The organism is Rhizobium grahamii CCGE 502 (assembly GCF_000298315.2).
GTDB lineage: Bacteria > Pseudomonadota > Alphaproteobacteria > Rhizobiales > Rhizobiaceae > Rhizobium > Rhizobium grahamii.
Genome location: NZ_AEYE02000004.1, coordinates 83026 through 98703 on the forward strand (window position 1 = coordinate 83026; position 15678 = coordinate 98703).

Annotated in this window: 17 protein-coding genes; 13 read left to right on the top strand and 4 right to left on the bottom strand. The window is 60.5% G+C overall.

Going from position 1 to position 15678, the window contains the following annotated elements:
• Positions 1 to 246: 246 nt before the first annotated feature.
• The 13 genes from RGCCGE502_RS03250 (at position 247) to visR (ending at position 12335) form a co-directional block, all read left to right on the top strand.
• Positions 247 to 1860, top strand: a complete 1614-nt coding sequence (locus RGCCGE502_RS03250) for a globin-coupled sensor protein (RefSeq protein WP_040673905.1) — start codon at positions 247 to 249, stop codon at positions 1858 to 1860.
• Positions 1861 to 1923: 63 nt separating this feature from the next.
• Positions 1924 to 2220 (top strand): STAS domain-containing protein, encoded by a 297-nt coding sequence (locus RGCCGE502_RS03255; RefSeq protein WP_016552738.1) that lies wholly within the window; start codon positions 1924 to 1926, stop codon positions 2218 to 2220.
• A complete protein-coding gene (cheY1, locus tag RGCCGE502_RS03260; RefSeq protein WP_007530053.1) occupies positions 2217 to 2582 on the top strand; it encodes a chemotaxis response regulator CheY1 in 366 nt (121 codons plus the stop codon). The genes RGCCGE502_RS03255 and cheY1 overlap by 4 nt, the downstream gene beginning before the upstream one ends.
• A gap of 16 nt (positions 2583 to 2598) precedes the next feature.
• Entirely contained in the window at positions 2599 to 4884 is a 2286-nt protein-coding gene (locus RGCCGE502_RS03265; RefSeq protein ID WP_016552739.1) for a chemotaxis protein CheA, read from the top strand.
• 4 nt (positions 4885 to 4888) lie between these two features.
• Positions 4889 to 5356: a chemotaxis protein CheW gene (locus RGCCGE502_RS03270; RefSeq protein WP_016552740.1), complete on the top strand. Its 468-nt coding sequence runs from the start codon at positions 4889 to 4891 to the stop codon at positions 5354 to 5356.
• A complete protein-coding gene (gene cheR / locus RGCCGE502_RS03275) occupies positions 5353 to 6264 on the top strand; it encodes a protein-glutamate O-methyltransferase CheR (RefSeq protein WP_016552741.1) in 912 nt (303 codons plus the stop codon). Before RGCCGE502_RS03270 ends, cheR begins: the two co-directional genes overlap by 4 nt.
• Positions 6261 to 7304: a protein-glutamate O-methylesterase CheB gene (cheB, locus tag RGCCGE502_RS03280; protein ID WP_016552742.1), complete on the top strand. Its 1044-nt coding sequence runs from the start codon at positions 6261 to 6263 to the stop codon at positions 7302 to 7304. The genes cheR and cheB overlap by 4 nt, the downstream gene beginning before the upstream one ends.
• Positions 7304 to 7693, top strand: coding sequence for a response regulator (locus tag RGCCGE502_RS03285; protein ID WP_007530058.1), 390 nt, complete (start codon positions 7304 to 7306; stop codon positions 7691 to 7693). Before cheB ends, RGCCGE502_RS03285 begins: the two co-directional genes overlap by 1 nt.
• A complete protein-coding gene (gene cheD, locus RGCCGE502_RS03290; protein ID WP_016552743.1) occupies positions 7690 to 8244 on the top strand; it encodes a chemoreceptor glutamine deamidase CheD in 555 nt (184 codons plus the stop codon). Before RGCCGE502_RS03285 ends, cheD begins: the two co-directional genes overlap by 4 nt.
• A gap of 17 nt (positions 8245 to 8261) precedes the next feature.
• On the top strand, positions 8262 to 8654 hold the full coding sequence (cheT, locus tag RGCCGE502_RS03295) for a chemotaxis protein CheT (protein WP_016552744.1): 393 nt from the start codon (positions 8262 to 8264) through the stop codon (positions 8652 to 8654).
• 110 nt (positions 8655 to 8764) lie between these two features.
• Positions 8765 to 10456: a flagellar basal-body MS-ring/collar protein FliF gene (gene fliF / locus RGCCGE502_RS03300; protein ID WP_016552745.1), complete on the top strand. Its 1692-nt coding sequence runs from the start codon at positions 8765 to 8767 to the stop codon at positions 10454 to 10456.
• A gap of 373 nt (positions 10457 to 10829) precedes the next feature.
• Positions 10830 to 11576 carry a transcriptional regulator VisN gene (gene visN / locus RGCCGE502_RS03305; RefSeq protein ID WP_016552746.1) on the top strand — a complete coding sequence of 249 codons (747 nt, stop codon included), beginning with the start codon at positions 10830 to 10832 and terminating at the stop codon, positions 11574 to 11576.
• Positions 11577 to 11588: 12 nt separating this feature from the next.
• Positions 11589 to 12335, top strand: coding sequence for a transcriptional regulator VisR (gene visR, locus RGCCGE502_RS03310; RefSeq protein ID WP_016552747.1), 747 nt, complete (start codon positions 11589 to 11591; stop codon positions 12333 to 12335).
• A gap of 18 nt (positions 12336 to 12353) precedes the next feature.
• On the opposite strand, the gene RGCCGE502_RS03315 is transcribed toward visR, so the two are convergent.
• The 4 genes from RGCCGE502_RS03315 to fliN form a co-directional block, all read right to left on the bottom strand.
• Positions 12354 to 12794, bottom strand: coding sequence for a BspJ family T4SS effector nucleomodulin (locus RGCCGE502_RS03315; protein ID WP_016552748.1), 441 nt, complete (start codon positions 12792 to 12794; stop codon positions 12354 to 12356).
• Positions 12795 to 12798: 4 nt separating this feature from the next.
• Complete coding sequence (flhB, locus tag RGCCGE502_RS03320) at positions 12799 to 13878, bottom strand: flagellar biosynthesis protein FlhB (RefSeq protein WP_016552749.1); 1080 nt, start codon at positions 13876 to 13878, stop codon at positions 12799 to 12801.
• 126 nt (positions 13879 to 14004) lie between these two features.
• The gene (gene fliG, locus RGCCGE502_RS03325) at positions 14005 to 15045 is read right to left on the bottom strand and encodes a flagellar motor switch protein FliG (protein ID WP_016552750.1); all 1041 of its coding nucleotides are present in this window, start codon (positions 15043 to 15045) and stop codon (positions 14005 to 14007) included.
• A gap of 29 nt (positions 15046 to 15074) precedes the next feature.
• On the bottom strand, positions 15075 to 15659 hold the full coding sequence (gene fliN / locus RGCCGE502_RS03330; protein WP_016552751.1) for a flagellar motor switch protein FliN: 585 nt from the start codon (positions 15657 to 15659) through the stop codon (positions 15075 to 15077).
• Positions 15660 to 15678: the final 19 nt, after the last annotated feature.

A 15678-nucleotide genomic window follows, 5' to 3' on the forward strand; every position in this document is an offset into this window, starting at 1 on the left:
ATTACACGTCGGAATGGGAAACTTCACTCGTTCTCACCAGGCATGACGCCGCACCGCCGTACCGGTCAATCCGGAATCCATCTCTTCAAGCAGCTCCGAAGTAGAAACTACTGATCGGGAGGCTTCGGGCCGCCGGCGGCCGCCGGAGGCAAGCCATCAATCAGCAGTGTGCCTGCCATTCGGAGCAATAGGTTAGTGACGGGCCCGCGCCCGGCATGTGGTTGGGGACAGGCGTTGGGGCAGGAAATGCCATCAGAACAGGCTCGAGGAACGCAGGCAGGCAGCTTGCGTGACCGACTGCGCTTTGCTGGTCTCGATACCGAACATTGCGATTTGGTGCGGCGCCACCGCCTCGATCTCCAGCAACATCTGGCCGCCGGTCTGCGCGATCTCTTCCAGCGGTTTCAATCGTTTCCTGACGCGGCTCGGAATTTCGAGAGCGAGCGCCAGGTCGAGCGGCTCCACGACCTGCAGGCCTCGCATTGGGATGTTTTGACGGACGCACGCTTCGACAGTCTCTATGCCGAGCGCGTCAAGGTTCTCTCGGATTCCGAAAGCAAGATGGGTCTTGACCCGCGTTGGCATGTCGCGGGCCACGGCGTGGTTTTGGAGCACATCATCGGCGGCCTCGCCGAAGAGCTTGCCGGACGTTCGTTCCTGCCGAGCAGTCGTCGGCGGGCGAAGGAAATCTCCGACCTGATGACCGCTGTCGTCCGCTTGGTGATGGTCGACGTCGAGATTGCCGTGTCTTTGCGTTTCAATGCCTTGCGGGCTGCCCAGCAGCGCGCTCTCGCCGATCAGCGCAACCATGACAAGGCCGATGTCGCCCGCGTTTTCGCCGATGTCATCACCGGTCTTGTCAATCGCGACCTGACGGTCAGGGCAATTGTCGAAGAAGAGGGTGCCCATCGGGACATCGCGCAGGCACTGAACGGCGCGCTCGATGCCGTCCAGTCCGAATTCCGGTCGATTGCCGAGAAAACTGCAGCCGCGGAAGCGTCGGTGCAGACGCTTGGCGATTCATCAAAGCAGTTTGCAGGCAATGCCTCCGCGCATGCCCAGCGGCTGCTCTCATCTGCAACCGCCCTTGCCGATCTCTCGGAGAGCGTACGTCGCGGTGCCGCCGGCAGCCGCGCTGCCGAGCAGGTGGCGGCGTCGACCCGCACGGCAGCCGAAGAAAGCGGTCAGGTCGTCGGTCGCGCAATTGCTGCCATGGCGGATATCGAGCAGTCTGCCGAAAGGATCGGGCAGATCATCGGAGCGATCGACGAGATCGCCTTCCAGACCAACCTTCTGGCACTGAATGCCGGCATCGAAGCCGCCCGTGCGGGCGACTCCGGACGTGGCTTTGCGGTTGTCGCACAGGAAGTGCGCGCCTTGGCGCAGCGTTCCGCGGAGGCTGCGCGGGAGATCAAGACGCTTGTAAGCACCACCAAATCGCAGGTGGATGCGGGCGTCCAAATGGTCGGCCGCACGCAGGACTCCATCGGCAACATCGTTCGGCAGGTCACCGACATCAACGCGGCGATTGCAGCTGTCGCCAATCAGGCGGGCGAGCACGCCACGAATCTCGATGTGTTGACGACCGACGTCAGGGATCTTGGCGTTCAGATGACCGGCAGCGCGGCCTCGGCGACACAGTCCGCCGAACGCGCCGACGACCTGCATACCGTCATTGTCGAACTCGGCCAGACGATCCGTGAATTTCGAATTGCCCGACAAAATGCCGAAGCTGCGCGCGCTGCGCCCCTGTTGTCCGCGGCGCACGATGCAAGACGCCCTGCCGATGTCGTGACCGAAGAAGACGAGTTCGGATTTGTGTTGCCGATCGCCTCGGTCGGAGGGCGGATTGTTTACTAACAGACCAATATATGAGCCTTGCTCACATTCGGTGAGCGGGAACGAGGAGACAAGGACAAGCTGATGGCGGCAAGGAAAACTGGAAAGACGCTGAACCTCTCAGCGGTGCTTGATCTGAACGAGGCGACCCTGCTTCGCGACAAGCTCGTCTCGTTGCGTGGCAACGATCTGGCCATTGACGCCTCGGCTGTCGAACGAGTCGGCGCGCTGAGTGCCCAGGTCCTGATGGCGGCGGCCAAGACGTGGGACCAGGACAAACTCGCGTTCACGTTCAGCAAGGTTTCGGACGCATTTCAGAAAACCATGCAGCTGATCGGTGTCGATATCCACCATCTGCTTGCCAAGGAGATCCGGCAATGAAGAAAAAAGTGCTTACCGTGGATGATTCACGGACCATCAGGAACATGCTTCTCGTCACCCTCAACAATGCAGGGTTCGAGACAATTCAGGCGGAAGACGGCGTCGAGGGCCTCGAGGTTCTGGAAGAATCCAACCCTGACGTCATCGTCACTGACATCAACATGCCGCGCCTAGACGGCTTCGGCTTTATCGAAGGCGTTCGCCGCAACGACAAGTACCGCGCGATCCCGATCCTGGTCCTGACGACCGAAAGCGATGCGGAAAAGAAGAACCGCGCGCGCCAGGCCGGTGCCACCGGCTGGATCGTCAAGCCGTTCGACCCTGCCAAGCTGATCGATGCCATTGAGCGTGTAACCGCTTAAACCAGGATTTTCTCCTATGGATATGAACGAAATCAAAGAGATCTTTTTCCAGGAGTGCGAGGAGCAGCTCGCCGAACTGGAATCGGGTCTTCTGAAAATGAATGATGGCGATCGCGATCCGGAAACCGTCAATGCGGTGTTCCGTGCCGTCCATTCGATCAAGGGCGGCGCTGGCGCCTTCGGTCTGGATGATCTCGTCGCTTTCGCGCATGTCTTCGAGACCACACTTGATTGCGTTCGTTCCAACAAGCTTGAGCCGACACAGGATGTCCTGAAGGTCATGCTGAAGTCTGCAGACGTCTTGGCCGACCTGACCAATGCCGCCCGCGACGGCGGCAGCGTCGATGAAAGCCGCAGCCGCGGCCTGGTGAAGGAACTGGAAGCGCTCGCCAACGGCGAGCTGCCGACGCCTTCCGCAGCCGTGGAAGCTCCTGCAGCAAAGCCGGCGCCGGTCGCCGCACCGGTTGCCGCCGCTCCGACGCCGAAGCCTACCGATGACAGCGGCTTCCAGCCGATCCCGTTCTCCTTCGACGATTTCGGCGGCGACGAAGAGGACGGTTCCGATCTGCCCGCCTACGAAATCACCTTCAAGCCGCGCTCGGACCTTTATTCCAAGGGCAACGACGCAACCCTCCTGCTGCGCGATCTCTCCCGCCTCGGCGAGATGAGCGTCTATTGCAACATGGATGAGCTGCCCGGCCTCGACGAGCTCGATCCTGAAGCAGCCTATTTCTACTGGAACGTCACGCTCAAGACCGACAAGGGCGAGGACGCGATCCGCACGGTCTTCGAATTTGCCGAGTGGGATTGCGACCTGCAGATCTCTGCCGTCGAGGAAAAGGCGGCTGCCGCCGAGACCGAAGAACTGCCGATGATCCCGGTGCCCTTCGACCTGTCGATACTCGACGACGGCGCGACCGGCGCACCGGCCGAACAGCCGAAGTCCGATGTTGCAGCTGCGGTTGCCGCCGCCGAAACGGCCTCCAACGTCACGCAGATGGCTGCTGCGGCTGCTCGCGTCGAGAAGAAAGAATCGGCTGCCGCTGCTGCCGCAAGTGCTGCCGCCGCCGCCCAGAACAACGCCGCTGCCGGTGCAGGCCAGACCATCCGCGTCGATCTCGACCGCGTCGATCGCCTTATCAACCTCGTCGGCGAGCTCGTCATCAACCAGGCGATGCTCTCACAGAGCGTCATCGAAAATGACACGACCGGAACGTCATCCATCAACATGGGCCTCGAGGAGCTGCAGCAGCTCACCCGCGAGATCCAGGATTCGGTCATGGCGATCCGCGCCCAGCCGGTGAAGCCGGTCTTCCAGCGGATGTCGCGCATCGTCCGCGAAATCGCCGACATGACGGGCAAGACGATCCGCCTGATTACCGAAGGTGAAAACACCGAAGTCGACAAGACGGTTATCGACAAGCTGGCCGAGCCGCTGACGCACATGATCCGCAACGCCGTCGATCACGGCATCGAAACGCCGGAGAAGCGCGCTGCCAACGGTAAGAATGTCGAGGGTACGGTTCGCCTGACTGCAAAACACCGCTCGGGCCGCATCCTTATCGAGCTTGCGGACGACGGCGCGGGCATCAATCGCGAGAAGGTGAAGCAGAAGGCAATCGCCAACGAGCTGATCCCGGCCGATGCCAACCTGACGGATGAGGAAATCGACAACCTGATCTTCCTGCCGGGCTTCTCCACGGCCGACAAGATCTCCGACATCTCGGGACGCGGTGTCGGTATGGACGTCGTCAAGCGCTCGATCCAGGCGCTCGGCGGCCGTATCAACATCACTTCGCGGCCGGGGCAGGGTTCTGTCTTTACCATGAGCCTGCCGCTGACGCTCGCCGTTCTCGACGGCATGGTCGTCACTGTCGCCGGCCAGACGCTAGTCGTGCCGCTGACGGCAATCGTCGAGACCCTGCAGCCGGAAGCGTCCGCGATCCACTCCTTCGGCGCCAGCCATCGCCTGATCTCGATCCGCAACAGCTTCTGCCCGTTGGTCGATGTCGGTCGCATCCTGAACTTCCGCGCAACCCAGGCCAATCCGGTGGAAGGTGTCGCCCTCCTCGTCGAATCCGAAGGTGGTGGCCAGCGCGCCCTCATGGTCGATGCGATCCAGGGCCAGCGTCAGGTCGTCATCAAGAGCCTCGAAGCGAACTACACGCATGTTCCGGGCATCGCTGCAGCAACAATCCTTGGCGATGGCCGCGTGGCGCTTATCCTGGACGTCGATGCAGTCGTCGGCGCCTCGCGCGGTCAGGCCCTGAAGCCTGAAATGTCTCTGGCAGCAGCGGGATAGTGTCATGTCTTATGCCGCAAAAAATCTGAGGGCCGGCAGTCGCGAGTTGATCGCCTTCCGCATCGGCGATCAGGAATTCTGCGTCGACATCATGTCGGTCCGCGAAATCCGAGGCTGGACGCCGGCCATGGCCATGCCGCACTCCCCATCCTACATGCGCGGCGTGATCAACCTTCGCGGTGCCGTCCTGCCGATCATCGACCTGTCGGCGCGCCTCGGCATGAGGGCCACCGAGCCGACGCAGCGTCATGTCATCATTGTCGCGCAGGTGTGCCGCAAGGTGGTTGGGCTGCTCGTCGAAGCGGTATCCGACATCCTGACGGTGACGGATGAAAATGTGCAGCCGACGCCGGAGATCGCCTCCGAACTGCAGCGGCAGTTCGCGCGTGGCATCCTTGCGATCGACAAGCGCATGATCTGCCTGCTCGAACTCGACGCCATCTTCCCCGATACGGAAAGCGAAGCTGCATGAATGTCATGAGTGCAAAGGACGTGCGGCAGGGAAGCCCGGACGAGGTGCTGGCGAGCGGCGAGTATCCGCTGACCCGTCGCGACCTCGCGGAAATCGCCGCGATGATCTATTCGGACGCAGGCATCTTCCTGAACGAGACAAAGGCCTCGCTCGTCTACTCGCGTCTGTCGAAGCACATTCGCAACCTTGGCTTGTCCGGATTTCGGGAGTATTGCGCGCTCGTCTCCTCGCCGGCCGGTGCCGCGCCGCGGCGTGAAATGCTGTCGCATCTCACGACGAACTTCACGCGGTTTTTCCGCGAGAACCACCACTTTGAGCATCTGCGCGAGCACGTGCTGCCGGAGCTGCTGCAGCGCGCCAAGATGGGTGGTCGGGTCCGCATCTGGTCGGCTGCCTCCTCGGATGGCCAGGAGCCCTATTCGATCGCGTTGACGGTTCTGTCGATGATGCCCAACGTCGCTGACTACGACTTCAAGATCCTGGCGACCGATATTGATCCGAAGATCCTGGCGATTGCCCGCGCAGGCGCTTACGATGAGAGCGCGCTCGAAACCGTGTCGCCCGCCATGCGCAAGCAGTGGTTCAGCGAAGTCGAGGTGCAGGGCCGCCGCAAGTTCCAGGTCGATGACCGCGTCAAGCGTCTCATCACCTACAACGAGTTGAACCTGATGGCGCAGTGGCCGTTCAAGGGCAAGTTCGACGTCATCTTCTGCCGCAACGTGGTGATTTATTTCGACGAGCCGACACAGATGAAGATCTGGTCGCGTTTTGCCGAATTGATGCCGGAAGGCGGCCACCTCTACATCGGCCATTCCGAGCGCGTCTCCGGCGACGCCAAGCACGTCTTCGACAATATCGGCATCACGACCTATCGCTATACGACCAAGGGCGTGGGGAGGAAGGCATGAGTGCACAGGCACGTGTTCTTGTCGTCGACGACTCCGCCACCATGCGTGGCCTGATCACCGCAGTTCTCAGCGCCGATCCCGAGGTCAACGTCATCGGCCAGGCCGGTGATGCGCTTGAGGCGCGCGAGGCGATCAAGAAGCTCAATCCCGACGTCGTTACGCTCGATATCGAGATGCCGAACATGAACGGCCTCGACTTTCTCGAGAAGATCATGCGGCTCCGTCCCATGCCCGTGATCATGGTCTCGACGCTCACCCATCGCGGCGCCGACGCCTCGCTGGCCGCGCTTGAGATCGGCGCATTCGATTGCGTCGGCAAGCCGCTTCCAGGCGATGCACGTCCGTTCGGCGATCTCGCCGAAAAGGTGAAGGCAGCCGCCCGTTCGCAGCGCCGCCAATATACGCAGCCGACGCCGGTTGTACCGCCCCCTGCGGTTGCCGACTTTCGCGTCGGACGCAAGATCGTTGCCATCGGTTCGTCGACCGGCGGTGTCGAGGCGTTGATTGCGGTGCTGCAGAAGTTCCCGGCAAACTGCCCGCCGACCGTTATCACACAGCACATGCCGCCGACCTTCACGAGGAGCTTCGCGGAGCGCCTGAACCGCCTTTGCGCGCCGGTCGTGCAGGAAGCAACAGACGGCGCGCGTCTGGAGATCGGCAAAATCTACCTTGCCCCGGGCGGTGAACGTCATCTGCAAGTTGCCAACGCTCACGCGCCCTGCTGCCGCCTGATCGAGCGCGATCCGGTGAACGGTCACCGTCCGTCCGTCGATGTGCTGTTCGATTCGGTTGCCGAACTGGCAGGCCGCAACGCGGTCGGCGTGATCCTCACAGGCATGGGGCGCGACGGTGCCGCCGGCCTGTTGAAGATGCGCCATGCCGGCGCTCGCACCCTCGGCCAAAACGAAAAGACCTCGGTGGTCTACGGCATGCCAAGGGTCGCCTACGAACTCGGCGCCGTCGAGCAGCAATTGCCGCTGAATAGCATCGGCGAAGAAATCTTGAAAATGACAGCCGCCCGAAAGGAAGGAACTGACTAATGTCTATCGCAGAGAAAATCAAAGTTCTGATCGTCGACGATCAGGTAACCAGCCGTCTGCTGCTCAGCGACGCTCTGACCCAGCTCGGCTTCAAGCAGATCACGGCCGCCGGCGACGGTGAACAGGGCTTGAAGATCATGACCCAGCAGCCGCATCACCTCGTAATCTCCGACTTCAACATGCCGAAGATGGATGGCCTCGGCTTCCTCCAGGCGGTTCGCGCCAATCCGGCGACGAAGAAGGCGGCTTTCATCATTCTGACGGCGCAGGGCGACCGTGCGCTGGTCACGAAGGCCGCACAGCTTGGCGCCAACAACGTTCTCGCCAAGCCCTTCACGATCGAGAAGATGAAGGCGGCTATCGAAGCCGTATTTGGAGCATTGAAATGAATCTCGAGGTTGCGGCCCGCCGCGTCAATATCATCCAGGGCGAATGGAAGGTCCTGAATGATCCGAACGCGGTTCTGACGACCATCCTTGGATCGTGTGTGGCTGCATGCCTGCGAGATCCCGTGGCAGGCGTTGGAGGAATGAACCACTTCCTCCTGCCGGGGACAGGAAACACGCCGATGACGGGCGGCGACGCCACACGCTATGGCGTCCATCTGATGGAATTGCTGATCAACGGCCTCCTGAAGCAGGGCGCGCGCCGCGACCGCCTGGAGGCCAAGATCTTCGGCGGGGCGAAGACGATCTCGACATTCTCGAATGTCGGCGAACAGAACGCCGCTTTCGCCGTGCAGTTCCTGAAGGATGAAGGCATTCCCGTCGTCGGCTCTAGTACCGGTGGTGACCACGGGCGCAAGCTCGAATATTGGCCCGTTTCCGGGCGCGCTCGGCAGTACCCGTTGACGGGTGCCGAAACGCAGAGAACGGTCGCGCTAGAGCAGCGTCCGGCCGCTCCGCAGAAACCTGTCGAAACAAGCATCGAATTCTTCTGAGGGCGAGGACAGTAGTAATGACCGTGAATGCCATGACAGAGCAGCCGTTGCCGGCCGAAGCCCTGCCTGAGATCCTGATGCGCATCGTCTCGGAATTGCATGACGTCGCCTACCTGATCGAGCGGATCGAGCCGCAACTCCTTGACGTAGGCGGAGGCGCCGAACTGCTGAACTCTCCGGAAAGCATGAAGGTTATGCAGGGCATTGATCTTGCCGTCCAGAAGACGCGCGGACTCGCAGAATTCATCGACACCATCACCGGTGAAATCCCGCAGGACTGGGCGGTCGATGTTGCGACTGCATTGAGCCTCGTGAAACTCAGTGAAATGCAGCGTGCCCTGGGTGGTGCCAGACGTCATGGCAACGTGCAGCCGCTGGCGAAGGCAGCCGGAGACTTCGACTTCTTCTGATCCCGCATTTACTCGCACGATTTTACGAAACGCTCGCACAAGTTTCGGCATCTATCGTCGGACATGAGGCAATAAGCCTGCTTTGTCGGTGACGGTCGTGCGAGAACAGAATGAATCTGTTAAATCAATTAGTTCAAATTTTTAAGAACTTCAGTTCGCTAGGGCGGAATCGCCTGTTGGCGCTGGCTGGCGTGGGCGTCGTTTCTGTCGCGCTCATCCTGGGGGCGGCCCTTTTGGTCAATAAACCGGCCCAGGAAACCCTTTATGTCGGGCTTGATCAGCCGGATCTGAACCAGATCAGCATGGCGCTTGCCGAGGCAAATATCGGCTTCGAGGTCGGAACTGACGGCTCCAGCATCACGGTTCCGGCCGGCATGACCGGCAAGGCACGCCTCCTGCTCGCCGAGCGCGGTCTCCCGAACAGCGCCAACGCAGGCTACGAACTCTTCGATAACGTTGGCTCCCTCGGCCTGACCTCCTTCATGCAGGAGGTTACACGCGTCCGCGCACTTGAGGGCGAGATTGGCCGAACGATCCAGTCGATCTCGGGCATCACCGCAGCGCGCGTCCACATCGTCATGCCCGAAGTCGGAAACTTCCGCAAAGCCGAGCAGAAGCCGACCGCTTCCGTCATGATCCGCGCAAGTGCCGCGACAGGCCGCACGGCAGCGACATCAATCCGTCATCTGGTTGCATCAGCTGTTCCCGGTCTCGATGTCGGCGATGTCACTATCCTCGATTCCGCCGGACAACTGCTCGCGTCTGGCGACGAGGCCAGCAACAGCTCGCTGAACCGTTCCCTGAACATCGTCCAGAACGTCCAGGGCGAAGTGGAATCCAATATCGACAAGGCGCTCGCGCCGTTCCTCGGCATGGATAACTTTCGCTCCAGTGTCACCGCCGAACTGAATACCGACGCACAGCAGATCCAGGAAACGACCTACGATCCGGAATCGAAGGTCGAGCGCTCGATCCGTACGACCAAGGAAGCCTCGCAGTCGCAGCAGAAGCAGTCCGACAACGCGACAACTGTCGAGCAGAACATTCCACAGGCAGCGCCCGACTCCGGCGGCCCTACCGGCCCGGAATCGCAGGACAAGTCTGACAAAAAGGAAGAGCAGACCAACTACGAAATCAACAGCAAGACGACGGCCACGACGCGCAACAGCTACAAGATCGAAAAGCTCTCCATCGCTGTCGTCGTCAACAAGGGCCGCATTGCTCAAATGGTCGGCGAGCCGGCTGACCAGGCGAAGATGGATGCCTACCTTGCTGAAATGCAGAAGATCGTGGCATCGGCAGCCGGCATCAGCACCAATCGCGGCGACGTCGTGACTGTCACGGCCATGGACTTCCTGGAGAACCAGCTTCTCGAGGAAACCGGCGGTGGCGTGCGCGTCATGGATATGTTGAGCCGCAACCTCGCAGGCATCATCAATTCGCTCGCCTTCGTCGCGGTTGCCTTCCTGGTGATCTGGATGGGTGTGCGCCCGATGGTCCGCAGCGTAACGGGTAGCGGTGCCGCGGTTCTCGGCGACACCTCGCCGGAAAGTGCTGGCCTCGAACTGCCAGACTTCGCTCCCGCCGGAGGCGCGGGCGCCGGTGGTGCGCTTATGGATGGCTTCGGCTCGGACTTCGGCTTCGACAGCACCGAAGACCTGCTCAGCCTCGGCGACGACGACGGAAACTTCAATCGTCGCGTCAAGGAGGGTCCGGAGCGCAAGCTGGCGCGTATGGTCGAGATCAACGAGGAACGCGCCGCGAAAATCCTCAGGAAATGGGCGGTCGACAACGCCGCATAAAGAAAGGCCGGGAAACCGGCCTTTTCTTTGCCTAGGTCTTGCCTGCGATCCTGGTCATCCTCCGTCATCGCTCGAACGCCGCGTGAAGATTTCTGAGGATAGACTTGACAGAAGCCGGATGCAGACACGCGTTTTACGCGAATCGTATTGTCAGAATTCCCCGAATCACTTTAAATTAAGAATTCCTTAACAAGCGGAATTTGTGCGCGAATCAGGGCACGAAATGCAGACAATGTAAATCCCAAGAACTCGGAGATGGTGGATTTTGCCACCTATCGTAATCTTGGGTGATTCGCGGAGAGGTCGTAATTTGTTCAGGAGCATGCGGATCAAGCTTCTGTCGTAGGTGGTTTACAGCCGCGGGGTTTTGCCAATGGACATGCATATATTGCAGGCTCTCAAGAGCGATACACACAAGGCAAACTTTGTTGGCATTGCAGCGACAAACCTCTCTTCGCGCGACGAGCTGATCGCGCAACTCTGCGAGATCTCAAGCACGGGACGGTTGCAGCCGGGGCTGCGGGCGCTGACGGATTATGTCGGCGCTTCGCACTATCTCCTGGCGCGAGCGGACCTCGTGCAGGAGGCCGGCCTCGACTTCGTGGTCTCCTCCGACTGGCCATTCGATCTCGTCACCAACCTGGCGCATGCCTTCGTTGGCGGCTTCGCCCGCGCGACGGAGCTCGAAAAATGCATGCTGCTCTTCCAGCCGCATTTCGCCCTCCTGCCGGATGAGGCAGACGCGCCTGATGGCGCGAGCCGCCAGTACTGTTCGCTGATGTTCAACATCGGTCGTTCGCGCCTCGTGCTGATGTTCCTGTTTGACGATGGCTTCATCCTGTCACAGGAGCGGCTGCGGGACGTGGGGCTTCTGACGGCTTATTTCGCGAGCTTCCTGCAGTGCGGCGCCACCAAGACTGACCGGGACTTCGAGCTGACCGATCGCGAACTGGAGTGCCTTTTCTGGATCGCCGAGGGAAAGACCAGCGACGAGATCGCAATGATCCTCGGTATCTCCCGCAACACCATCAACAACTACATCACCAGTGTCATGCGAAAGACGGCCACGAAGACTCGTTCCGAGGCAATCGCATTCGCGGTCAGGAACAATCTCGTCTAGGGGGACGGCGTTATGGGGCAGTCATCCGGTCGCTCGATGGGACATTCAGAAACGATGCGCGCGGTGCGCGTCAACAAGGTTGCGAGCCGATCGGACCTGTTTCCACGCCTGATCGGCATGCAGAAACTCGCCGACGCACAGAATTTTGCGGTTTACCGCGTCAGCGGCGCGGGCGTGCCGGGAAAGCAGCGGCTGGTTTGCGAACTGGAGAACTGGGGCTCGACGCATAGCGGCTTCAGCCGCGCATTCGTCGACGCGCATGGCGAGGCGCTGCTCGATCATATCGAGAAATCGCTTCTGCCGGTCGTATGGGCCGGCGGGCTTGATCGCGCTGCCCCAAGGCCTGCCAGCATTGCCCCCTTCATGACGCGCCTGAAGGACGGTCTGCTGCCGTTCTCGGGCATAGCTTTTCCGGTTCGCCTCGGTGCCGTCGGCAACGGCTTCATCGTCTTCACGGGCGACGATCTCGAACCAGCGAGTGATATGATCGTTGAACTGCACGCGAGGTCCTGCCAGGTCATGATCGATCTGCTCTCGCTCGACGAGCGCCGCGTGGCGGCCGCCGAAGCTCTCAGCGAGCGCGAGATTGCCTGCCTGCAGCTTGCTGGAGACGGGCGTATCAGCGAAGAGATCGCGGACAAGCTTGGCCTCTCGGTGCATACCGTCAACGCCTATCTAGGCTCGGCGACGATCAAGCTGGATTCGGTCAACCGAATTCAGGCGATCGCGAAGGCCATTCGCCTCGGATATATCAGCTGATATGAGGGCGAGGGCGTCCTAGCCCGCCAGTGCCCGCAATGCCTCGACGTTATAGCGTGCGTCGCGCAGGCTCCGCTCGAGGAAAACGGTGTTTTCGTGCGGATCAGCAGACGGATCCTGGAAGGCGATGTGGTTGATCTCGATGCCGGCATGTTCCTCGGCAAGCGTGAGCTGCGCATAGATCGTGACGCCGCGTGGCTTGATTTCGAGGTCGATCACCACTTCGGGCTTGCCGCCCCATTCAAGCGTATAGCTGCCGCCATGGCCGAAATTGACCGTGCCAGGGTGGAAGAAAAGCTCCGCGGCCGACGATACCAGATCGGAAAGATTGCCATAGTACTCGAAGCGCAGCAGCGAGATGAGGTCCGAAGCGTCCAGAAGCCGTAGCTCGGTGGCTACCGGGCTGATGGCTTCCGCCAGGATTTTTTCACGCTGGGTAGAGTAGGGGCATTTTTTCATTCGGCTATCTTACCCGTTTGTTCTTGGCTTGCGTTGCGTAAACCCGATGAATGAGTTCTGCGACTGCCTTGTAGAATACAGACGGTATGACACTATCGACCGAGACTTGCGCAAACATGGAGCGCGCGAGAGGCGGGTCTTCGAAAACAGGAATCCCGTTCTTTTCCGCGATCTCTCTGATTTTTAACGCAATTAGATCCTGGCCCTTGGCGACGACGACGGGGGCGTCGTTCTCCTCGCGGACATAGCGCAAGGCGACGGCAAAGTGCGTCGGGTTGGCGATCACGAGCGTTGCGCGGTCGACATTGGCAATCATGCGACGGCGGGCCCGGTCGCGCATCAGCGAGCGCTGGCGGCTCTTGACGAATGGGTCACCTTGCGACTGCTTGTTTTCTTCCTTGACCTCGTGCCGCGTCATCTTCAGTTCGGTGAACCAGTGGTAGCGCGTCCAGAAGAAGTCGGCGATCGCGACGACCGCTGTGGCGATCAGAACGACGACGGTGATCTTCTGCATCGACGTCATCATGCGGGTGAAGATCGTTTGCGGATCGGAAAACATCGCATCGATGGCGTTGAAGTATTCGCTCTTCAGCACGAAGAACATCACGACCCCGACGATCACGATCTTCGTCAGCGATTTTCCGAATTCAACGAGTCCAGGCAGGCTGAACAACCGCGACCACCCCTTGGCAGGCGAGATACGCGAAAACTGTGGTCTGATCCGCTCGAGCACCGGCGTCGGCAGGTTCTGCGAGATCGACGCGCCCACGCCGAACACCATGAACAGGATGAAGGCAGGCGCAAGCAAGGTCGCCGAAACCCAGCCGAGGTGAACGAATAGGGAAAGCGCGTCCGGCCCCGTTTCAAGCTTCCATTGGTCGGGTTGCTCGAAAATGTCCTTCAGCGCCTCTCCAACCTTGCTGAGCCCGCTCGGGAGGAAGAAGATGATGTAGATGAAGGTGGCAAGTACGGTGGCAAAGAGCGGCACCTCTCGCGAAAACGGAACGTTACCTTTCTCGGCAGCGTCACTTTTCTTTTTCGCTGTCGGGTCTTCTGTTTTGCTGTCCTTGTCGTCGTCGGCCAAGGCCGAAACCCTCCATCAAAAGAAACGGCCGCGCCGGGGCGCAGCCGTTCCGAAGGTATCGCCCTTTTGCCGCCGCGATCAACCGCGGTGGCGGGGAGAGGGCGCTTCGTGCACAAAAACAGTGGCCTAGGCCGCTGCCGAATCCTCGGCTTCGGTCTCCTTGAGCTGGATCTGGCCCGAATTTGACAGGCGAATCGCCTCCTGGGCAATGGCGCGGCGCGCGATCGCGATTTCGCGCGGGTTGATGCCGGCCGTTCCGCTCTGCAGATCCGATTCGATCATGCGGCGCTGGCGCGGGCTGATCGAGGCAAGGACTGCTTCTCGCATGTCGGCGGACGAGCCACGCAACGCCATGGTCAGGATGTCCGCTGAGATATCGTTGAGCAGCATGACGCGGCTGCGCTGCGGCATGAGCATGAGGTCGTCGAAGAGGAAAATCTTCGGGCGGACCTTGTTGACCGATTCGCGGCTGATCGATTCCAGCGAGGTGAGCAGGGTGTCGACCTGCGGCTTGTCCATCTCGTTCATCAATTCAGCGACCTTCGTCGAGCCGATCGAGTTCTTCTCGGCATCGATCTCGGCCAGCAGCGTCATCACCTGCTTTTCGATGATCTGCGCGGCCTTGGGGCTGACAGACTTCAGATTGACCGTACGGTTCATGATATCAGCACGGCGACCGTCCGGGATCTGCATCAAGACCTTGGCGCCAAACGACGAGGGCATCATGGAGAGGATGTAGGCAACTGTCTGCGGATGCTCGCGCAACAGGAACTTGCCGATGAACGCCGGATCGCCTTCGCCGAGGCGATCCCATATCGATGTCTCGTAAGCCTGGAACGTCGTGCGACGGCCAAGCAGGCTGTCGACTTCGTCAGGGGTCAGACCTTCCTCGAGAATGCTTTCGATCGCCTTGGCGTTGTCCATGAGACCGGCGCCTTCGGTGAACAGGTCCTCGAATTCGGCAACAAGTCCCAGCAGCTCATCCGGGGGGATGGCGCGCAGCGTTTGCGCCGAGTTGATGATCGTCTGCAACTCGGCCTGCGTGAAATACTTCAACAGCCTGCCGGCGACCCCTTTCCCCATCGCGAGGAGAACGGCCGCCGCCTTTTCAGCCTGGGTCAACGGTTTCTCGGCTAGAGCGCCGCCGAAATCGTCAAAGTCCATCATGGTCTAACCTCTCCGTCCCTGCACCGGGATCAGGCTTTTTTTGTACTCAGAACTTCTATCAGTTTGACGCCAAAACGTGTGTCGTCGTTGTCCAGGACGGTGATCTCGCCGCGTGCGATCTTGCGGCCGTTCACCATGATTTCGACCGGTTCGCCGATCTTCTTGTCGAGCGCGATGGTCGCGCCTTCGTTCAGGTTCATCAGGCCGGCAACCTGCATGCGGCTGCTGCCCAGCATGATTTGAACGTCGATCGGGATGTCCATGATCAGATCGAGGTTCGACTGCATGGCGCTGCCAAGCGGCGCCGGCTCTGACGCGATCGCGTTGAAGGAGGTATCGCCGAAATCGGGGGAGCCGCCAAAGTCGGAGGTTGCGCCGAAATCGCTTCCACCGAACGCGGAGTCGCCAGCCGTATCCTCGAAATCGCCCCCAAAGGTCGACAGATCGGTGCTGCCGCTGAACGCGTCGCTCTCTCCCGCGAAATCCGGCAGGCCGCCGTCTGCGTCGGTCTTCAGGACGCCGCGCAGGTCATCGATGGCCTGATCAAGCTCGGCCTCGTTGCCCGGGAGCTCCATTGAAAGGTCGCTGGTCTTGGGTGTCTTCTTCGTCGCCATGAAATCACTATTCCAGTTG